The organism is Bradyrhizobium sp. LMG 9283, from assembly GCF_045571415.1.
Lineage (GTDB): Bacteria > Pseudomonadota > Alphaproteobacteria > Rhizobiales > Xanthobacteraceae > Bradyrhizobium.
In genome coordinates, this window is the sequence record NZ_CP120691.1 from 7,873,697 (window position 1) to 7,892,267 (window position 18,571).

20 protein-coding genes are annotated in these 18,571 nt (G+C 64.7%); 8 read left to right on the top strand and 12 right to left on the bottom strand.

The features are described from left to right. Positions 1–78 precede the first annotated feature (78 nt). The 5 genes from P6U29_RS36640 to P6U29_RS36660 are packed head-to-tail and all read right to left on the bottom strand — an operon-like array spanning position 79 to position 7,237. Positions 79–891: an ABC transporter permease gene (locus P6U29_RS36640; protein ID WP_407114998.1), complete on the bottom strand. Its 813-nt coding sequence runs from the start codon at positions 889–891 to the stop codon at positions 79–81. A 4-nt stretch (positions 892–895) separates the two neighbouring features. Then, complete coding sequence (locus P6U29_RS36645; RefSeq protein ID WP_407114999.1) at positions 896–1,810, bottom strand: ABC transporter permease; 915 nt, start codon at positions 1,808–1,810, stop codon at positions 896–898. After that, positions 1,807–2,979: an ABC transporter ATP-binding protein gene (locus P6U29_RS36650; protein WP_407119534.1), complete on the bottom strand. Its 1,173-nt coding sequence runs from the start codon at positions 2,977–2,979 to the stop codon at positions 1,807–1,809. Before P6U29_RS36650 ends, P6U29_RS36645 begins: the two co-directional genes overlap by 4 nt. A gap of 52 nt (positions 2,980–3,031) precedes the next feature. Then, positions 3,032–4,510: a glycerol-3-phosphate dehydrogenase gene (locus tag P6U29_RS36655; protein ID WP_407115000.1), complete on the bottom strand. Its 1,479-nt coding sequence runs from the start codon at positions 4,508–4,510 to the stop codon at positions 3,032–3,034. 39 nt (positions 4,511–4,549) lie between these two features. Then, positions 4,550–7,237 carry an EAL domain-containing protein gene (locus P6U29_RS36660; RefSeq protein ID WP_407115001.1) on the bottom strand — a complete coding sequence of 896 codons (2,688 nt, stop codon included), beginning with the start codon at positions 7,235–7,237 and terminating at the stop codon, positions 4,550–4,552. Between the two features lie 202 nt (positions 7,238–7,439). On the opposite strand from P6U29_RS36660, the gene P6U29_RS36665 reads away from it, so the two are divergent. Continuing rightward, complete coding sequence (locus P6U29_RS36665; RefSeq protein WP_407115002.1) at positions 7,440–8,543, top strand: NAD(P)/FAD-dependent oxidoreductase; 1,104 nt, start codon at positions 7,440–7,442, stop codon at positions 8,541–8,543. Between the two features lie 171 nt (positions 8,544–8,714). Here P6U29_RS36665 and P6U29_RS36670 read toward each other — a convergent pair whose 3' ends face one another. After that, positions 8,715–8,894 (bottom strand): YdcH family protein, encoded by a 180-nt coding sequence (locus tag P6U29_RS36670; protein WP_025034152.1) that lies wholly within the window; start codon positions 8,892–8,894, stop codon positions 8,715–8,717. Between the two features lie 329 nt (positions 8,895–9,223). Here P6U29_RS36670 and P6U29_RS36675 point away from each other — a divergent pair, with 329 nt between their 5' ends. The 3 genes from P6U29_RS36675 to P6U29_RS36685 all read left to right on the top strand — a co-directional run bounded on the left by P6U29_RS36675 (position 9,224) and on the right by P6U29_RS36685 (position 10,041). Beyond that, positions 9,224–9,430: a YdcH family protein gene (locus tag P6U29_RS36675; protein WP_407115003.1), complete on the top strand. Its 207-nt coding sequence runs from the start codon at positions 9,224–9,226 to the stop codon at positions 9,428–9,430. Between the two features lie 131 nt (positions 9,431–9,561). Further along, positions 9,562–9,768 carry a hypothetical protein gene (locus P6U29_RS36680; protein ID WP_407115004.1) on the top strand — a complete coding sequence of 69 codons (207 nt, stop codon included), beginning with the start codon at positions 9,562–9,564 and terminating at the stop codon, positions 9,766–9,768. 21 nt (positions 9,769–9,789) lie between these two features. Further along, positions 9,790–10,041, top strand: coding sequence for a hypothetical protein (locus tag P6U29_RS36685; RefSeq protein WP_407115005.1), 252 nt, complete (start codon positions 9,790–9,792; stop codon positions 10,039–10,041). On the opposite strand, the gene P6U29_RS36690 is transcribed toward P6U29_RS36685, so the two are convergent. After that, complete coding sequence (locus tag P6U29_RS36690) at positions 10,038–10,769, bottom strand: GGDEF domain-containing protein (protein WP_407115006.1); 732 nt, start codon at positions 10,767–10,769, stop codon at positions 10,038–10,040. The two genes, P6U29_RS36685 and P6U29_RS36690, sit on opposite strands and share 4 nt — an antisense overlap. Before the next feature lie 142 nt (positions 10,770–10,911). Here P6U29_RS36690 and purE point away from each other — a divergent pair, with 142 nt between their 5' ends. Both purE and P6U29_RS36700 read left to right on the top strand, forming a co-directional pair. After that, positions 10,912–11,400, top strand: a complete 489-nt coding sequence (gene purE, locus P6U29_RS36695; RefSeq protein WP_122405599.1) for a 5-(carboxyamino)imidazole ribonucleotide mutase — start codon at positions 10,912–10,914, stop codon at positions 11,398–11,400. Beyond that, positions 11,397–12,503 carry a 5-(carboxyamino)imidazole ribonucleotide synthase gene (locus tag P6U29_RS36700; RefSeq protein ID WP_407115007.1) on the top strand — a complete coding sequence of 369 codons (1,107 nt, stop codon included), beginning with the start codon at positions 11,397–11,399 and terminating at the stop codon, positions 12,501–12,503. Before purE ends, P6U29_RS36700 begins: the two co-directional genes overlap by 4 nt. Before the next feature lie 39 nt (positions 12,504–12,542). Here P6U29_RS36700 and aqpZ read toward each other — a convergent pair whose 3' ends face one another. Continuing rightward, on the bottom strand, positions 12,543–13,265 hold the full coding sequence (aqpZ, locus tag P6U29_RS36705; RefSeq protein WP_407115008.1) for an aquaporin Z: 723 nt from the start codon (positions 13,263–13,265) through the stop codon (positions 12,543–12,545). 263 nt (positions 13,266–13,528) lie between these two features. Here aqpZ and rpsU point away from each other — a divergent pair, with 263 nt between their 5' ends. Both rpsU and P6U29_RS36715 read left to right on the top strand, forming a co-directional pair. Beyond that, a complete protein-coding gene (gene rpsU / locus P6U29_RS36710; protein WP_027573137.1) occupies positions 13,529–13,825 on the top strand; it encodes a 30S ribosomal protein S21 in 297 nt (98 codons plus the stop codon). A gap of 222 nt (positions 13,826–14,047) precedes the next feature. Continuing rightward, on the top strand, positions 14,048–14,698 hold the full coding sequence (locus P6U29_RS36715; RefSeq protein WP_407115009.1) for a tetratricopeptide repeat protein: 651 nt from the start codon (positions 14,048–14,050) through the stop codon (positions 14,696–14,698). Positions 14,699–14,724: 26 nt separating this feature from the next. Here the strand turns inward: P6U29_RS36715 and P6U29_RS36720 are convergent, their stop codons facing one another. The 4 genes from P6U29_RS36720 to P6U29_RS36735 all read right to left on the bottom strand — a co-directional run bounded on the left by P6U29_RS36720 (position 14,725) and on the right by P6U29_RS36735 (position 18,530). Then, complete coding sequence (locus P6U29_RS36720; RefSeq protein WP_407115010.1) at positions 14,725–15,660, bottom strand: hypothetical protein; 936 nt, start codon at positions 15,658–15,660, stop codon at positions 14,725–14,727. Between the two features lie 91 nt (positions 15,661–15,751). Beyond that, positions 15,752–16,036, bottom strand: coding sequence for a cupin domain-containing protein (locus tag P6U29_RS36725; RefSeq protein ID WP_407115011.1), 285 nt, complete (start codon positions 16,034–16,036; stop codon positions 15,752–15,754). A gap of 12 nt (positions 16,037–16,048) precedes the next feature. Continuing rightward, positions 16,049–17,146 carry a calcium:proton antiporter gene (locus P6U29_RS36730; RefSeq protein WP_407115012.1) on the bottom strand — a complete coding sequence of 366 codons (1,098 nt, stop codon included), beginning with the start codon at positions 17,144–17,146 and terminating at the stop codon, positions 16,049–16,051. A 49-nt stretch (positions 17,147–17,195) separates the two neighbouring features. Then, entirely contained in the window at positions 17,196–18,530 is a 1,335-nt protein-coding gene (locus P6U29_RS36735; RefSeq protein ID WP_407119535.1) for a sodium:proton antiporter, read from the bottom strand. Positions 18,531–18,571 lie beyond the last annotated feature (41 nt).

An 18,571-nucleotide genomic window follows, 5' to 3' on the forward strand; every position in this document is an offset into this window, starting at 1 on the left:
TTCGGTTCACCTCTCCCCGACGGGGAGAGGTGAACCGAAGCCTGAACGCGCATCGTTTCAAGCAAAACTCGTCCTGCTCTAAAGCGGCGCCGCGCTCTCGCCTTGCGAGCTCGACAGCTTCGAGGCGAGCGAGGCGATCACGATGACCACCGCGATCAGGGCGATCACCAGCGTGCAGATCGCGTTGATCTCAGGCTTCACTCCGAGCCGCACCTCCGAATAGATCCGGATCGGCAGCGTCGCCGAGCCGGGACCGGTGGTGAAGCTGGCGATGACGAGATCGTCCAGCGAGAGCGTGAAGGCGAGCATCCAGCCTGCGACGATCGCAGGCGCGATCAGCGGCAGGGTAACCGCGACGAACGCGCGCACAGGGTCGCAGCCGAGGTCCATCGCCGCCTCCTCCAGCGAACGATCGAGCGAGCCGAGACGGGACTGCACCACCACTGCGACGAAGCACATCGTCAGCGTGGTGTGGGCGATCGTCACCGTCCAGAAGCCGCGCTCGGCGTTCAGCGCCACGAACAGCAGGAGCAGCGACAATCCGGTGATCACCTCCGGCATCACCAGCGGCGCATAGAGCATGCCGGAGAACAGCGTGCGGCCGCGAAACCGCTCGCCGCGCGACAGTGCCACCGCGGCGAGCGTGCCGAGCAGCGTGGCGATGGTTGCGGAGGAGACCGCGACCCGCAGGCTCATCCAGGCCGCCTCGATCATGGCACGATCATTGAAGAACTCGTGGTACCAGCGCAGCGACCAGCCGCCCCACACCGTCACCAACCGCGAGGCGTTGAAGGAATAGAGAACGAGGATCAGGATCGGCAAATAGAGGAACGCCAGCCCCAGCGCCAGCGACGCGATATTGAAGCGGGACAGGCGCGAAACCTTGCGCATCGTCTCAGCGCCCCCGTTCCAGCTGCCGCTTCTGCAGCCGCTCGTACAACAGCAGCGGCAGCAGCAGCACCACCAGCAGCACGATGGCCGCGGCGGAGGCGACCGGCCAGTCCTTGTTGGTGAAGAATTCGAGCCACAGGGTCTGACCGATCATCAGCGAATTGGAGCCGGCCAGCAGATCAGGGATCACGAACTCGCCGACGATGGGGATGAAGCATAGCAGCACGCCGGCACCGACGCCGGGCAGCGACAGCGGAAAGGTGACCAGCCAGAACACCTGCCACGGCGGCGCGCCGAGATCGGAGGCCGCCTCCTCCAGCACCGGCTCCATCTTGGCGAGCGTGGCGTAAAGCGGCAGGATCATGAACGGCAGATAGGAATAGACGATGCCGATATACATCGCGGTGTCGGTGGAGAGCCACACCAGGGGCTGGCTGACCAGATGCAGCGCCAGCAGGATCTGGTTGAGCAGCCCGTCATGCTGGAGGATGTTGATCCAGGCATAGATGCGGATCAGGAACGAGGTCCAGAACGGCACGATCACCAGCACCATCGCCACCGCCTGCCAGCGTTTTGGCAATCGCGCCATGCCATAGGCGATCGGATAGCCGATCAGGAGCAGCAGCGCGGTGGCCGTGATGGCGACAGTCAGGCTGCGCACATAGGCAAACACGTAGATGTCGTCAGAGCCGAGCAGCTTGAAATTGTCGGCCGACAACGCTGCGAACGCCGCCTTGAGCGCATCCCACCCGGCAGTCAGGTCGAACACCGGCTCGTAAGGCGGCTGCGCAATCGCCGTCTGCGACAGGCTGATCTTGAGCACGAAGGCGAACGGCACCAGGAAGAACAGCACCATCCAGACATAGGGTGCGATCGCAGCGAAGCGCGCCGGCCGCGCGAAGATGCGGCGGGAGCTCATGACGGCAGCACCATGCAATCGTCGGGCGTGAACCAGGCGACGACATGCTGGTTCAGGCTGTAGGCATCGATGTCGAGGCGCGCGCTGTTGGCGACCGAAGCCCGCAGCATCCCGCCGGTATCGAGCTTTACCTTGTAGGTGGTGGTGCCGCCGAGATAGCAGATATCGGCGATAACGCCGTCGAGCCGGTTGATCGCCGTCTCGCGACCGGCCTCGCTCACCGGGCCGCAACGCGACAGCTTGACCTTCTCGGGTCGGATCGCGACCGCGAATGTTCCCGTGCCGAGCGGTTCGCGCGGCTCGGCCACCACCAGTGCACCCGCATCACGCGTGCCAATGATCAGCCGATGACCGTCGCGCAATCTGGTCTCGCCGTCGAACAGATTGATGTCGCCGACGAACTCGGCGATCCAGCGCGAACGCGGCGCCTCGTAGAGCTCGCGGGGGCTCGCGACCTGGGCGAGCTTGCCAGCCTTCATCACGCCGATCCGGCTCGCCATCGTCATCGCTTCCTCCTGGTCGTGGGTGACGATGATGAAGGTCATGCCGAGCCGGCGCTGCAGCTCCATCAGCTCGCCTTGCGTGCTCTCGCGCAGCTTCTTGTCGAGGGCTGCGAGCGGCTCGTCGAGCAGCAGGAGTTGCGGCCGGCGCGCCAGGGCGCGGGCAAGCGCGACGCGCTGGCGCTGGCCGCCGGACAGCTGGTCGGGCTTGCGCTTCTCGAGGCCCTCGAGCTTCACCAGCGCGACCATTTCCGCAACGCGGGTGGCGATGTCGGCCCGCGCCATACCGGCACGCTTCAGGCCGAAGGCGATGTTGTCGCGCACCGACAGATGCGGAAACAGCGCGTAGTTCTGGAACATCATGTTGATCGGACGCTCATGCGGCAGCGCCTGCGCGATATCCTTGCCGCCGAGCAGGATCTGTCCCTCGTCCGGCGCCTCGAACCCGGCGAGCATGCGCAGCAGCGTGGTCTTGCCGCAGCCGCTTGGCCCCAGCAGCGCGAAGAACTCGCCGGCCTTGATATCGAGCGACACGCCATCCACGGCCCGGAACGTTCCAAAGGTCTTGGCCACGCCCTCGATGCGCAGCAGCGGCTGGCCCGCCGCGGGAAGCGCATCTCCGCCGATCATATCCGCTCGAACATCCCTTCCGGGCAACTCTTCCGCCATGATCCCTGCCAACCCCAATTCCGCCGCACGCTAGCGGTCGATCGATCTTTGCTCAACAGCTTCGGGACGGGTCGTTCACAGCCGCCATGAACGCGGCCAGCGCCTCGCGATCCGCGGCAGGCATCGTCAGCCCGAGCTTGGAGCGACGCCACAGGACGTCGTCGGCAAAGCGCGCCCACTCGTGGGTCATCAGATAACGCACCTCGGCGCCGGTCAGTTCGGGACCAAAGACTGGGCCGAGCTCGTCGCGGGTCTTGGCGTCACCGAGCACCGCCGGCAATCGCGAGCCGTAGGCCCCAACCAAACGCTCGGCCTGCGGCTCCGACAGAAAGCGCCAGCGGTCGCGCGCGAGGTCGATCTCGGTGTCGAAACGGTCCCAGGCGAAATCTCCGCCGGGTAGCGCCGCGCCCGCGGTCCAGGGCGGCGACATCGGATAGAACGGGGTCAGCTTCGTCACCGCCCGCTCCGCGCGCAGCCGCGCGGTGGTGACGTCGCCGCCGAACATCGTGAGTAGCGGCGCCTTGCCCCGGCGCGCATGGAACAGCGTCGTCTCGTCGCGCCCGCGCGCGGACGCCAGCGTCAGGTTGACGCCCGAGACCGTGCGGATCACGTCGGTCGGGGCGACGCGCTCGCGGAAATAGCGGCTGGCGGCCTCGCAGAGATAACTGACGTCGGCTCCTCGCATCGCCACGATGGCGGGATCGCCCGTGAAGGCATGCGTGACCGTGCCGATCAGCGTGAAATCGCGTTCGAAGGGCCGGGCGAAGATCAGCCGCCCATCATTGTTCTGGAAGACGTAGACGTTTTCGGAATCGAACAGCCTCGGCACGATGATCTGGCTCATCTGAGTGGCCGCCATCGCCGGCTGCGGCTGCCGCAGCACGGTCTCCGCGACCATGGAGGTCCAGCCGCCGGTGGCGTTGGCCAGCGCCCGCGCCGTGACGGCACGGCGATGGCCGCGATCGACCACCGCGAGCCGCCAGGTCTCGGTTCGGTCGGCACGCACGCAGCGCGCCCCGGTCCGGATCGCCGCGCCACGTTCGGCGGCATCCAGGGCCGTGAGCACGACCAGGCGGGAATCGTCGACGACGCAGTCCGAATATTCGAACGCCGTGCCGAACGGACGTTTCAGCGCATTGCCGACCGGATGATGCGTGATGTCGAGGGTCGTCGATCCGGGCAGACCGTTCCGGCCGGCGAGGCTGTCATAGAGGAACAGCCCGGCGCGCAGCAGCCACGGTGGACGCTCGTCCGCATGGGCCGGAATCACGAAGCGCATCGGCCGGACCAGGTGCGGCGCGATGGCGAGCCAGATCCGGCGCTCGGCGAGCGCCCGGCGCACCCGCCAGAAGCCGCGGCGCTCCAGCACCGCGAGATCGCCGTGGATCAGCCGCGGTGTCGCCGACGACGCCGCGCCGGCGAGATCACCCTGCTCGAACAGAATCACGCGCAGGCCGCGGCCCGCCGCATCGCGGGCGAGGCTGACACCGTTCAGGCCGCCGCCGATGATCGCAAGATCGTAATCCGCCATGAGGCCGTCGAATGGGAGCGTTGGTAGCGCTCACCATCACTAGCCGGTCTTCAGCGCAAGCTCCATGATCTCGGCGCGGCCGACGAGATCGGCATATTTCCCGATCGGCAGCGGCTTGCCGAGCAGATAGCCCTGCACGCCATCGCAGCCCTCCTTGGCGAGGAAGGCGAGCTGGTCCACCGTCTCGACGCCCTCGGCGATGATCGACATTTCGAGGCCGTGGCCGAGATCGATCACTGCACGCACGATCGCCGCCGATTGCGGGTTGCGGCCGAGATTGATGATGAAGGCGCGGTCGATCTTGATCTTGTCGAACGGGAACGCCTGGAGGTAGCTCAACGAGGAGTAACCGCTGCCGAAATCGTCCATGGAAATGCGCACGCCGAGCGCCTTGAGGCGGCGCAGCAGTGCAAGGCCCCGATCGAAATCCTCGATCAGCACACCCTCAGTGATCTCGAGTTCGAGCCGACCCGGCGCAAGGCCCGTCTCGATCAGGATCGAATGGACGAGGCCAACCACGTCACCGTGCATGAACTGCGCCGGCGACAAATTGACCGCGACCTGGAGCTGCTTCGGCCACGACGCCGCCTCGCGGCAGGCCTCGCGCAGGATCCACTCGCCCATCTCGACGATCAGCCCGCTCTCCTCGGCGATCGGGATGAATTCGGCCGGCGAGACCTGGCCGCGAACCGGATGCTGCCAGCGCGCCAGCGCCTCGAAGCCGATGATCTCGCTCTCGGCGACGCTGTGGCGGGCGGCCCCCTGTGGCTGGAAGGCGAGCGAGAGCTCGCCGTTCTTGATCGCCATCGAAAGGTCCTGGTGCAGCACGCGGCGATCGCGGATCTGCTGGTCCATCTCCGGCTGGTAGAGGCTGATCGTGCCGCGCGACTTCTGCTTGGCGCGGAACAGTGCGGCGCCGGCATTGGCGAGCAGCGAGGCGCCATCCGCGCCATTGTGCGGGAAGATCGACATGCCGGTGGTGACGCCGGCACGGACCGGCCGGCCATCGATCTGGAACTCCTGCGCGACGGCTTCGCCGATCTGCTGCGCCAGCGCGAGCCCCGCTTCGGGTTGCTTGCCGTCGATGATGAGACCGAACTCGTCGCCGGACAGGCGTGCCACCACACCGCCGCGGGCGGAGTCCTGGAGCCGCTGGGCCACCTCGATCAGGAGCTTGTCGCCGAGCGCATGGCCGAAGACGTCGTTGACCTCCTTGAGCCCGTCGAGGTCGACGCAGAGCACGGCGAATTCCTCGCCGGTGCCTTCGCAGGCCTCGATCATCTGAGTCAGCGCCTGCAGGAAGGCGGCGCGGTTCGGAAGGTCGGTGAGGCCGTCGTGATAGGCCATATGCGCCATGCGCGACTCGGTCTGCCGGCGGTCGGTGACGTCCTCGTGGGTCTTGATCAGATATTGCGGCTCGCCGGCATCGCTGAGCACCGTGGCGCGGCGAGTCAGGAACAGCCGCAGCCCGTCCTTGGTGGAGATCGGATGCTCCTCGGTGATCATTCCGCGCTTCTTGATCGCGGCCTCGTCGCGGGCGATGATCAGCTTCGCTTCCTTCGCGTTGAAGATGTCGGAGGCGGTCAGGCCTGTGGCCTCCTCGCGCCGCCGGTTGAGGATCGTCTCCGCGCTGCGATTGGCGAGCAGATAGCGGCCGTCCTTGACCTGCTCGACGATCAGCGCCACGGGGATGTTGTCAACCACGAGCTCCAGGAACTTCTTGGCGGTCTCCAGCTCCTTCGACAGCGAGCGGCGATCAGTGATGTCGTCGAACACCAGCATCAGGAATTCGGGCTTGTTGCTCTCGTTGCGGACCACGATCCGGATCGAGGCGACCATGCGCCGCTCGCCGCCCCGGTCGACTTCGAATTCGTTGCGGAACTGGCCGTCCGGCGAATCGAGCGCTGCCCGGTCGGTCGCCTCGATGATGTCCGCCGAAGCGGAGGCGAACAGCTCACGCGCGCTCTTGCCGACGACGTGATCGCGCGAGAACCCCCAGAACCGCTCATAGGCGCTGTTGGCGAAGATATAGCGGCCGTCCTCGATGTTCTTCGCGGCTACGCAGGCCGGCACATTGTCCAGCACCGTTTCGAGGAATTGCTTGGTCGAGGCGAGTTGCCGCGACAGCCGGCGCTGTTCGCTGACGTCGAGATGCGTCGCCACCGAACCGCCGTTGGGCAGTACGAAAAACTTGACCAGGATGGCCCGCCCGTCCGGCAGTTCCGTGATCAGACCATTGGCGCTTGCCGCCTTGTCGTAAAATTCGTCGTCGGAAGCGCCATCCAGCACCCCGCGCCTGCGGCGCAACTCGAGGAGTTCGCGGCCGTTCATGCCAGGTCGGACATCTGACCGCGTCAGGCCATAGATCTCGAGATAGCGGTCGTTGCAGAAGATGATGCGGCGCTGCGCATCCGTCATCACCACGCCCTGGTTGAGATTGTTCATGGCGGAGGAGATGAAGGCGTTGCGCCGCAACTGCAAACGCCTGCTCCGGCGCAGCGAGGAATGGATCCACAGCCCGATCGCGACGAGGAACGAGCAGACGACGATGCCGGCGATCAGGAATTCCCAGATCACGCCGGGATCGAGCTTGGCGAGACCGCCGGGAACGCTAAAGCCGTCCGATGCCGCAAAGGCACGCGCAGGCGTGGCCGCGCCGGCCAGGCACATGACGGCCTGCACAGCAATCGGAAGCGTGCTGCCCACGTGCCAGTTCTTCTCAGCCATCAGCCACCCGCGATTTCAACGCCGGATTGTCTGGCCTCGCGGGTTTGGATCGGGTAAACGCCTGTACCCACAACAGAAAAATGTGACGTGAAGTACGGCAATTGCCCTGACATGATAAATGCTTTCTTAACGGAAAATTCCCCTGCGCCGCCGCTCCCCGGTCTGGTGCCACCGGCGCTTCCCGCGGAGATCCTGCGCAACCATGGATAGGGTCGACTGCGTCGTCATCGGAGCCGGCGTGGTCGGTCTCGCGGTGGCCCGAAAGCTCGCGCAGGCCGGGCGCGAGGTGATCGTGCTCGAGGAAGCCGAGGCCATTGGAACCGTCACCTCTTCGCGTAACAGCGAGGTGATCCATGCCGGCATCTACTACCGCGCCGGGAGCTGGATGGCGCGCATGTGCGTAGCCGGCAAGCACGCGCTCTACCGCTACTGCGCCGACCGCGGCATCCCTCACAAGAATTGCGGCAAGCTGATCGTCGCGACCACCCCGAAAGAGACCGAGAAGCTGCAATCGATCAAGGCGCATGCCGCAGCCAACGGCGTGCTCGACATGCAGCTGCTCACGGGCGAGGCAGCACGCGCGCTGGAGCCGGCGCTCGCCTGCGACGCTGCGCTGCTGTCGCCGTCAACCGGCATCATAGACAGCTACGCCTACATGCTCTCGCTGCGCGGCGAAGCCGAGGACGCCGGCGCCGCCTTCGCGTTTCACACCCCGCTGATCCGCGCCAAGGCGGCGGCGGGCGTCATCGAGATCGATGCCGGCGGCGAGGCACCGATGACTCTGCAATGCGATCTTCTCGTGAACGCCGCGGGGCTCTCGGCGACGAATGTGGCGCGCAACATCGAGGGCATGCCGCTGGACCGGATTCCGCCGGCCTATCTCGCCAAGGGAAACTACTTCAGCTGCAGCGCCAAGGCGCCGTTCTCGCACCTGATCTATCCGGTCCCCGAACCCGGCGGATTAGGGGTGCACCTGACGCTGGATATGGCAGGGCAGGCGCGCTTCGGGCCTGACGTCGAGTGGATCGAAACGATCAATTACGAGGTCGATCCCTCACGCGCCGAGCGCTTCTACCCGGCGATCCGCAAATACTGGCCGACACTGCCCGATGGTGCGCTGATGCCGAGCTATTCGGGCATCCGCCCGAAGATCGTGCCGCCGGCTGTGGCCACGCAGGACTTTTTGATGCAAGGCCCGCGCGATCACGGCGTCGCAGGGTTGATCAACCTATTCGGCATCGAATCGCCGGGATTGACGTCGTCGCTCGCGATCGCCGATCACGTCGCCGAGCTCGCAGGCATCTAGAGCGTCTTCGAGCGAAGTGGATACCAGGTCACGTCAGGACAACGTGTCCAAACAAAAAACTAGCGCCGCACAAAGATCTTGCACGGCGTGCACCTTGCAGCAGGGATGAGCACGGATGCTCTCACCCCTGCATGAAAGGATGTGATCAACTCTACGCTGTTACGGGGATCACTAGTGGAGCGTGTCGCCTTGCTTCAGACGCTCGATCTGGTCCTTGACCATCAACTTCCGGCGCTTCAACTCAACAATTTGCAGGTCGTCTGTTGAAAGGTGCACGAGAGCTTCGTGCAATTCGTTTTCGAGAAGTTTGTGCTTCCGTTCCAATTCAACAAGATGTGCCTGAATTGTCATTCGAAACCTCCTCGGTAGGGTTGAACCTCAGGATTCGATCCGGACAGCCAAGTCTACATCACCGATTCGTCCTGTCGATGGGTATCCGTCGTCGTACTGTCTTTTTTGAAAGTTCATATGTAACGAAGCGTGACTAAGGGAACCACGCGGGAAAAATCCATGATATCAATGCGGCTGCGCAAGGCCGCAGCTCCTCGCAGAAATATGTTGCGGGAGATCGGCGAGCGAGGGTCGCAGATCGCTTGCGATCGCGCTGCGCAAGGACGATAATTTCCACAGGGCATCCACAGCCCAGATTTCACGCCTATCGGTTTTCGGCCACCGCAGACATGACCAAAGAAGATGAGCGTGAGCTCGAAGCCGAGCTCACCCGGTTGCAGCAGGAACACCGAGATCTCGATGCGGCGATCGATGCGTTGCATCAATCGCCCGCCCCCGACCTATTGCGGCTACAGCGGCTGAAGAAACGCAAGCTGTTGTTGCGCGACCGCATCGCGTTCATCGAAGACCAGATTACCCCCGACATCATCGCCTGAGCCCCTGAGCCGGTCTTTCGCGGCCGCTCGCCGCATCCGAATCCGCTTGACTCAAAAAGAACAAAATAGGAACATTCAGGGGATCCCAGCGGCCCTAGGAAACGCAAAGACAAGGCACAAGGACAACGCAGATGTCGGCAACGCCTCTTCTCGACAATAGCCATTATGAACAGGCCTGCGATCAGGCGATCGCGATGTGCGATGGCAATCTGCGCAGCACCATCAAGGCGCTGATCATGGCCAACGAATATCTGGAAGTCGAGCTGGAGGAATTGCAGGCGGCGATTTCGGCCGGCTGCATTCCGGAAACCTCGCGGAGCAAGAGCAGCGCCGCCTGAGTTCATCATTGGAGCAACGCCATGTCGGATGTGACCTACTACGTTGCAATGCCCTTCTTGATCGATGCCGACGGATCACCCGTCGCAGGCGCGGCGGAGGAGTGTCAGTCCTCGACGGCGGCGCTACGACGCGCAGAGATTCTGGCGCGCGGCGCCGGCCATATCGGCGCGGTCGCGTTCAGCCGCAGCGGCGACCCCATGACCGGCGAATTCGGTGATGCGACGCTGCTGCGCAAATTCGGCAACGTGCCCGAAGATCTTGCGACCCTCTAGCGCTCGCTGCGGGCGAGCCTGATCCGCGGCTCGTGCCGGCGGTGCGCCTTGCGGACGTACATGGCGGCATCGGCCTCCTCCAGGGCGCGGCCTGCGTCGGAGTTGGGGCCGAGTAACGCGACGCCGGCAGAGGCGCCCGCGGTCACGTGCTGCGCGCGGAAGACGAAGGATAAATCGTCGATCGCCTGCTCCAAGGCCGCGGCCTTCGCCTTGGCATCGGTCTCGCTGAGATTCCAGAGCAGCAGCGCGAACTCGTCGCCCCCGAGCCGGCCGACCACGTCGGAGGCGCGCACCTGTCGCGTTAGCGTGGCGACAATCGCCTTGAGCACCTCGTCGCCAGCGGCATGGCCGAAGGAATCGTTGATCGGCTTCAGCCGATCGACGTCGAGCACGATCAGCGCCCCGCTGGCGCGGTAGCGCTTCATATAGGCGATGGCGCGTGCGAGCTCGCGCTCGAAGCCGCGCCGGTTGGGAATCTCGAGCAGGAAATCGGTGTCGGCCGCAGCTTCCAGTTCCGCGACCCGGCGCTGCGCTTCCTTGAGCTTGGCCCGCAAGCCCCGAATCGTCGCCCTGACGTTGTCTCGGGCTGCGTCATCGCCCAACGCGGCGCGCCGCGGCGGCTTTGCCGGAGGCTTGGTCAGCCGTTTGGGGGCGGCATTGGATCGGCCGATGCTGATCTTCCGGCCCTCTTTGGCCTTCGCAGCGCTAGCCCTTTTTGGTTTCTTCATGGGCATCCTGCTCAATGAAGGCTTGCGGGGATTCACCAAGACAGGATAGTGCATTCCCTTCTCCTTGCCACCGCCTTGCGAGCCGCCGGCCGGAACCTTTAATCTGGCCTATCTTTCTGTTTTTCCGGGCACATTTGACGTCATGACCGCGCCGATCGCCATCATCATGGGAAGCCAGTCGGACTGGGACACGATGCGGCATGCCGCCGATACGCTTGACGCGCTCGGCATTGCCGCCGACAGCCGCGTTGTCTCGGCCCACCGCACTCCCGACCGGCTGTTTGCTTTCGCCAAGGGCGCCAAGGCCGCGGGTTACAAGGTCATCATCGCCGGCGCCGGTGGCGCCGCACATCTGCCCGGCATGGCGGCGGCGCTGACGGAACTCCCGGTATTCGGCGTTCCCGTCGAATCCAAGACGCTCAAGGGCGTCGATTCGCTCTATTCGATCGTCCAGATGCCAGCGGGCATCCCGGTCGGCACCCTCGCCATCGGCAAGGCCGGTGCGATCAACGCCGCGCTGCTGGCAGCCGCCGTGCTGGCATTGTCCGACCCGGCCTTGTCCGATCGCCTCGCCGCCTGGCGCAAGGCGCAAACTGAGGCGGTCGCCGAGCGCCCGGAGGACAAGGCGTGACTGACACCAGGCACGTGAAGCTGAAGCCCGGTGACACCATCGGCATCCTCGGCGGCGGACAATTGGGCCGGATGCTGGCCATGGCCGCGGCCCGGCTCGGCCTGCGCTGCCAGGTGTTCTCGCCCGATCCGGATTCGCCGGCCTTCGACGTCGTGCTGAACGCGACCTGCGCCGAATACGCCGATGTCGAAGCGCTCGAGCTGTTCGCGAGCGATGTCGATGTCATCACCTACGAATTCGAGAACGTGCCGGCCGCCGCCGCGATGGTGCTGGACGCGCGCCGCCCGGTGCTGCCCAATCGCAGGATTCTCGAGACCACTCAGGACCGGCTCGCGGAGAAGGATTTCGTGACGAAGCTCGGCATCGGCACTGCGGCCTATGCGGACGTCACCTCCGTCTCCTCGCTACGCGAGGCGATCCTGAGGATCGGCCTTCCGGCGGTGCTGAAAACCCGCCGCTTCGGCTATGACGGCAAGGGCCAGGCCATCATCCGCGAGGGCGACGACATCGCAAAGGTGTGGACCAGTCTCGCCACCAAATCGGCGATCCTGGAGGCCTTCGTGCCGTTCGAGCGCGAGATCTCCGTCATCGCTGCGCGCTCGGCCACAGGCCAGGTCGAGTGCTTCGACGTCACCGAGAACGAACACCGCGACCACATTCTGAAAATCTCCCGCGCACCGGCACCGATCCCGGACGCTCTCGCCGATGAAGCGCGCAGCGTCGCGACCAAGATCGCAAACGCGCTCGATTATGTCGGCGTGCTCGCCGTCGAGATGTTCGTGCTCGCCAATGGCACCGGACCGAAGGTACTGGTCAACGAGATCGCCCCGCGCGTGCACAATTCCGGACACTGGACGCTCGACGGCGCTTCGGTCTCGCAATTCGAGCAGCACATCCGCGCCATCGCCGGCTGGCCGCTCGGCAAGCCGGTGCGCCATGGCGAGGTCGTCACCATGACCAACCTGATTGGGGACGAGATCAACGATTACGAGAAGTGGCTCACCGTCCCGGGCGCCACCGTCCACATCTACGGCAAGGGCACGCCGCGTCCCGGCCGCAAGATGGGCCACGTCACCGAAGTGCGCCCCACCATAGGCAAGTAACGGGACCGCAGCTTCGACCTGCGATCCCGCTCTTTGCGATCACGCGGTCTTCACGCCCGCGACGACGCCGGTGGGCTCGTCGCTGAGCCAGCGATAGATCACCCCACCCAGGGCACCGCCGATTAGCGGTGCAACCCAGAACAGCCAGAGTTGCGACAGCGCCCAGCCGCCGACGAACAGCGCCGGGCCCGTGCTGCGCGCCGGGTTCACCGAGGTGTTGGTGACGGGAATGCTGACGAGATGGATCATCACCAGCGCGAGCCCGATCGCGAGCGGTGCGAAACCCGCCGGCGCGCGGCCGTGGGTCGCCCCCATGATGATGAACAGGAACATCATGGTCATCACCACCTCGGTGAGGAGGCACACCATCATGCTGTACTGGCCGGGCGAATGCGCGTCATAGCCGTTGGAGGCGAAGCCTTTGCCGACATCGAATCCGGGGGCCCCGCTCGCGATGACATAGAGCAGCCACGCGGCAACGATCGCGCCCGCCACCTGGGCGATCACATAGGGCAGGATCTGGCCGGCCGGAAAGCGCCCACCGGCGGCGAGACCGACCGTGACGGCCGGGTTGAGATGGCAGCCCGAGATGTGGCCGATCGCATAGGCCATGGTGACGACGCTCAGGCCGAACGCAAGGGAGACACCGACCAGGCCGATGCCGACCTGGGGGAAGCCTGCCGCAATGACCGCGCTCCCGCAGCCTGCGAAAGTGAGCCAGAAGGTGCCGATGGCCTCGGCAGCATATTTTTTCATATCCATGGATAGTCCCCTCATTTCAAAGAGACCGGAACAAGGCTCCGGTCACGGCCCCTCAAATGGCGCCAAATCTCCAAAATCGGGACCGCATGGAGGTATTTTCGCCACATTTAATGGCCGAACTTGGCCCGAAAATCCGCTTGGCCGGTGGACATCTCTGGTTTTGTCTGATACATCCGCGCGCTCAAGGTTAAGGGCGCCGGGCTTTTTGCCATCCCCTTTGACTTACCAGAATTCAAATCCGATCCACCTGAAGAGGATGCCGCGTGCAGGTTCTCGTCCGCGATAACAATGTCGACCAAGCCCTCAAGGCGCTGAAGAAGAAGATGCAGCGCGAGGGAATTTTCCGCGAGATGAAGCTCCGCGGTCATTACGAGAAGCCCTCCGAGAAGAAGGCCCGCGAAAAGGCCGAAGCCGTGCGCCGCGCGCGCAAGCTGGCCCGCAAGAAGCTGCAGCGCGAAGGCCTGCTGCCGATGAAGCCGAAGCCGGTGTTCGGCGCCGGCCCGGGCGGTGATCGCGGCGCTCGTGGCGGCGCCGGTGCAGGCCCGCGCGGTCCGCGCTGATTTGCCGAACCTGTAAGACCTCAGTTTTCGATAACGCGGGCCCTTGGCCCGCGTTATTGTTTGTGAGCGGTGCCTTTCTGGGACGGGCACTACCGATGCGGCGCTAAAGCGCGATGAGACTAGGACGAATTATCATCGCGCTTTAGTTTTGTTTGAGCATGATCTCTTCGGAAAACCGCTTCACACGTTTCCGGATCATGCTCTAGCGCGAGCGAACCGTAGATGGCCTCTCCTTTCCCCGAGCGTGGCTTGGCGCGGCTACGCCAGATCTGGCGGCAGCCGCTCGCGCTGGCCGTGATGGGGATCGCGCTTTGCGGCTGCTCCTTCGATCTCGGATCGCTACTCCCTGAGAAGGACAAGCCGCAAGAAGCACCCAAGGCGGCCGCGCCCACCGAGAGCGCGGTGAGCGCCGGCAATATCGCCGAAGCTCAGGCCCACACCACAAAGGCCCAGTCCCTGGCCAAGTCAGGTGAGACCGCGGCAGCGCTCGACGAGTTCAATCGCGCGGTCGGGCTCGACCCCTACAATGCGCAGGCGCTCTATGGCCGCGCGCTGATCTATCAGGGCAAGAACCAGCACGACTTCGCGATCGCCGATTTCAGCGCCGCGAGCGGGCTCAACCCGCAAAAGGCGGAGCCGCTGCTCGGCCGCGCCAACAGCTATCTTGCGCTCGGCAAGATCAAGGAGGCCGCAGCCGATCTCGATGAAGCCTCCGAGGCCGATCCGCACAACGCCCAGGTCTGGACCACGCGCGGACAGGCCTATGAGCGCTTGGGCGACAGGGCCAAGGCGGCGGCGTCCTACACCAAGGCGGTCGCGCTGCGTCCACGCGATGACGCCGCCCGCAGCGGCCTCGCCCGCGTCGGCGGCTGACGGTTTGGCGCAACGCGGAGCGCAGTTTAGTCGGGGGTAGTGCTCTTCGGCAGAACGGCGTTGAACATCGACTTCATGCCCGACAGCATCTCGTCGGCGACATTGGTCTTCTTCGGCCGCGGCATGGAGGCGCCAGCGTCGGCACGCAGATCGAGCGGTGGCGCGATGACCGGCACGGGAATGTCAGCCGGCGGCGTCACCCGATTCGGATCGTCGCTGCCGATCGAGGCCGTGTAGGGCGGATTGGAGACACCATTGCCATAGGCCTCAGGCGAGGGCGTCGACACCGTGATCGGCGGCGGCAGCGGACGGACCGGGGTCGGCTCCATACTAATGACCCGCGGGGCTTCCGGCGTGCGGGCGGCTTCCCGGACTCCGGACTCTGCCGACCTCTCGGCCTGCTTGGTATCCGACGAGCGAATCTCGGCAGGCCTCGCTTCCGAAGATCTGGCTTCCGAAGATCTGGCCTCAGCAGCCTTGCCCTCAGGCGACTTGCGCAGGCGCTCGATCGCAGCACGCGCGAGATCGTTGGCGTCGGGGGTGGCGGCCGGAGAAGCCGCGGTCGCGGCCGAATTGGCCTCAACCACAGGAGCAGAGGCAGCCGGAGCGGACTTGGCCGCGGCCTTGTCGCGCGCAGAGGGACGGCCGCGCGGGCTGGCTTCAGCGGGAGCCACGTCTGCGGCCTTGGTCTCGGCAGCCGCCTGATGATCGGCAGGCTTCTCGACCGCCGCCTTGTCCGTGACACCCTTCTCGGAGATGCCCTTGGCCTTGACGCCGGGGGCAGGAAGGTTGGCGGTATCCGTGGGCTTGTGACTGCCGGTCTGGGCAGGCGCGACCACGGCAGTTGGGGTGTCGGCCGCCGGCTTGGCGTTGATGTAATGATTAACGATGTAGGCCCCGATGATCGTCGCGAGCACCGAGGGGAAAATATCCATCGAAATTTTTGCGAGGTATTTCAGCATTCCGACCACTCCCCGCGCGATCTCATGCGGGAACTTTAGGGCATTGTGAGGGATCAACTGCGACGGATCGATGGCAAACAGTCGCGCCAACTTAACGTTTTAGCTCGACTTCAAGGAACACGATCTCAGTTGAGGTTTCGTTAAGTACGTCATGCTGGACGCCCGCCTTGCGGAAGTAGGATTTTCCGGCGGCGAGCTGCGCCTTGGACCGCTCGCCATTGGGCGCCACGATGGTCATCTCGCCGGCAACCACCGGAACAATCACATAGTCCATCCCGTGGGTGTGATGGCCGGTCGCGCTGCCAGGCGGAAGGCGCCATTCCGTGACCCGGACCTCTTCGTTGTCGACCTGAACCTCGGACTTGGCGGCAAGCATCTGGAGTTCCTTCTACGGCACGAAAACCATGAACACGTAGACGGCAAATACCACCATATGGACCAGGCCGAACAGGACATTGGTCCTGCCCGTGCCGAAGGTCAGCATGCTCAGGAAGAAGGTCAGCAGCAAAAGCACGCTGCCCTGGGCGCTGAGGCCGAGCTCGAGCTCCTTGTCGAGCGCGTAGGTGGCGACGCCGACGGCGGGGATGGTCAGGCCGATGGTCGCCAGGGACGAGCCGAGCGCGAGATTGATGCTCTTCTGGAGGTCGTTCTTGCGGGCCGCCGCGATGGCCGCGACACCCTCGGGCATCAGGATCAGCAGCGCGACCAGAAGACCGGCGAAGGCCGGGGGCGCGCCGATCCTGGCGCCGACGGCATCGACCACGAGCGAAAACTTCTTGGCGAGCAGCACGACCGCCAGCAGCGAGACCAGGAGCAGCGCCACGGTGAGCGCGAGCATCCCGGCCGACAGGTGCACCTCCCCGCCCTCACCCTTCACCCGTTCATGAACGAAGTAATCCTTGTGCAGGACGGTCTGGGTGTAGAGAAAGACGCCGTACAGCGCGAGCGTGACGACATCGACGAAGCCGAGCTGAACCGCGGAATAGACCGGACCCGGTGTGGTGGTGGTGTAGTTCGGCAGGATCAGCGTGATGGTCGCGAGCGCGAACAGCACGCTGAGATAAACGTTGGCGCCGGAGAGCTGAAAACCCTGCTCGCGATAGCGCAGGCCGCCGATGAAGATGCAGAGGCCGACGAGGCCGTTGCAGACGATCATGACCACGGCGAACACGGTGTCGCGGGCCAGTGCCGGGGCAGGCTTGTCGCCCAGCATGATCGTGGTGATCAGCGCCACCTCGATGATGGTCACCGAGAGCGTCAGCACCAACGTGCCATAGGGTTCGCCGACCCGCTCCGCGATCACTTCGGCATGATGAACAGCGGCGAACACCGTGCCGAACAGGACAACCAGAAGGACGATGGCGAAGAGGAGCCCGCCAAACGACAGCGTGAACACATAACCCGTCGCGCTGACGCCTGCGAACAACAGCACAGCCAGCGCTGGGAATATCCAGGCCGACCGGGGCATCGGACTATATGCGCTCATCCACCGCTTCCAGTTGCTGGAATGAGCAGTATCAAATCAGGCGCGAGATTCAATGCCACTGCAGGATCGGGGCGACCGGCAGGAACGTCAGCAGCAGGAACAGCGGGATCAGCACGGCGCCCGCGCGGAGGAGATAGCCGAAGAAACTCGGCATTTCGATGCCATTCTCGCTGGCAATGCTGCTCACCATGAAATTCGGCGCGTTGCCGATATAGGTGAGCGCACCCATGTAGACCGCCCCCATGGAGATCGAAGCGAGCGTGCCCGAGAGCTCATGCATCAGCACCTGCGGGTCGCCACCAGCGAGCTCGAAGAACAACAGATATGTCGGCGCATTGTCGAGGAACGCGGACATCAGGCCGGTGAACCAGAAATAGGCAGCCTCGCGCGGTACGCCGTTCGGCTCCGTCACGGCCGACAGCAGCCAAGCGAACGCACCGTGATGGCCGGCATTGAGCATGGCAATGACCGGGATGATGGCGACGAAGATGCCCGCAAACAGCTTGGCGACCTCGCGGATCGGCTCCCAGGTGAAGCCGTTGGCCTGCCTGTGCTCATCGGGCGTCAGCCACACCGACAGCGCCGCGATCACCAGCAGCACCAGATTGCGGCCGACATCCTCCAGCCCCAGCTTAGTGCCGAGAAGGTCGAACGCAATGCCGGGCTTCCACATCGCCGAGGCGAGCAGGCTGGCGACAATGGCCGCGATCAGCAGCAAATTGACGAGGCCGCGGATGCGGACTGGCTGCGCGGGGCCGGTGTCATCGGGCGGCGGCTCGCTCCGGAAGCGCCAGACATCGACGGTGACGAAGATCGCGAGCAGCAGCCCGGCCACGATCACGGTCTGCAACCAGATGGTCCGCGTGGTCCAGAAGAAGTCGACGCCGTGCAGGAAGCCGACGAAGAGCGGGGGATCGCCAAGCGGGCTCAGCGCGCCGCCGACATTGGCAACCAGGATGATGAAGAAGATGACGACATGGGTGTTGTGGCGCCGCAGCCGGTTGGCGCGGAGCAAGGGGCGGATCAGAATCATCGCGGCACCTGTGGTGCCGACGACACTCGCCCCGAACGTGCCCAGGGCGAGGATGCCCACATTGGTCGCTGGCGTCGCCTTGATGTCTCCTGTGATGAGAATGCCACCGGCCACGACGTAGAGCGAGAACAGCAGCACGATGAAGCCGAGATATTCGGCGAGCATGGCGTGAACGAGCGCCGCCAACGTCGCCATGCCGCCGGCAAAGAAGACGAGCGAGGCGAGCGCCAGCAGCGCCCAAGCCGCGGCGATCTTGCCGTAATGATGGTGCCAGAATTTCGCAAAAAACAGCGGCCCCAAGGCGATCGACAGCAACAAGCCGGCAAAGGGCAGCGCATAGGGCCAGCGCATCGCCGCACCATCGAGCCCCGTCGCCGCCAGCGCATTCTGCG

Bases quoted from the DNA above. Each gene is read 5' to 3' on its own strand.
- P6U29_RS36685 (WP_407115005.1), top strand. From the start codon at position 9,790: ATGTCGGATGTGACCTACTACGTTGCAATGCCCTTCTTGATCGATGCC.
- P6U29_RS36715 (WP_407115009.1), top strand. From the start codon at position 14,048: ATGGCCTCTCCTTTCCCCGAGCGTGGCTTGGCGCGGCTACGCCAGATC.
- P6U29_RS36725 (WP_407115011.1), bottom strand. From the start codon at position 16,036: ATGCTTGCCGCCAAGTCCGAGGTTCAGGTCGACAACGAAGAGGTCCGG.
- P6U29_RS36665 (WP_407115002.1), top strand. From the start codon at position 7,440: ATGGATAGGGTCGACTGCGTCGTCATCGGAGCCGGCGTGGTCGGTCTC.
- P6U29_RS36660 (WP_407115001.1), bottom strand. From the start codon at position 7,237: ATGGCTGAGAAGAACTGGCACGTGGGCAGCACGCTTCCGATTGCTGTG.
- P6U29_RS36650 (WP_407119534.1), bottom strand. From the start codon at position 2,979: ATGGCGGAAGAGTTGCCCGGAAGGGATGTTCGAGCGGATATGATCGGC.
- aqpZ (WP_407115008.1), bottom strand. From the start codon at position 13,265: ATGGATATGAAAAAATATGCTGCCGAGGCCATCGGCACCTTCTGGCTC.
- P6U29_RS36670 (WP_025034152.1), bottom strand. From the start codon at position 8,894: ATGACAATTCAGGCACATCTTGTTGAATTGGAACGGAAGCACAAACTT.
- P6U29_RS36720 (WP_407115010.1), bottom strand. From the start codon at position 15,660: ATGCTGAAATACCTCGCAAAAATTTCGATGGATATTTTCCCCTCGGTG.
- P6U29_RS36730 (WP_407115012.1), bottom strand. From the start codon at position 17,146: ATGAGCGCATATAGTCCGATGCCCCGGTCGGCCTGGATATTCCCAGCG.
- P6U29_RS36645 (WP_407114999.1), bottom strand. From the start codon at position 1,810: ATGAGCTCCCGCCGCATCTTCGCGCGGCCGGCGCGCTTCGCTGCGATC.
- P6U29_RS36640 (WP_407114998.1), bottom strand. From the start codon at position 891: ATGCGCAAGGTTTCGCGCCTGTCCCGCTTCAATATCGCGTCGCTGGCG.
- P6U29_RS36675 (WP_407115003.1), top strand. From the start codon at position 9,224: ATGACCAAAGAAGATGAGCGTGAGCTCGAAGCCGAGCTCACCCGGTTG.
- P6U29_RS36655 (WP_407115000.1), bottom strand. From the start codon at position 4,510: ATGGCGGATTACGATCTTGCGATCATCGGCGGCGGCCTGAACGGTGTC.
- P6U29_RS36680 (WP_407115004.1), top strand. From the start codon at position 9,562: ATGTCGGCAACGCCTCTTCTCGACAATAGCCATTATGAACAGGCCTGC.
- purE (WP_122405599.1), top strand. From the start codon at position 10,912: ATGACCGCGCCGATCGCCATCATCATGGGAAGCCAGTCGGACTGGGAC.
- P6U29_RS36735 (WP_407119535.1), bottom strand. From the start codon at position 18,530: ATGCGCTGGCCCTATGCGCTGCCCTTTGCCGGCTTGTTGCTGTCGATC.
- P6U29_RS36690 (WP_407115006.1), bottom strand. From the start codon at position 10,769: ATGAAGAAACCAAAAAGGGCTAGCGCTGCGAAGGCCAAAGAGGGCCGG.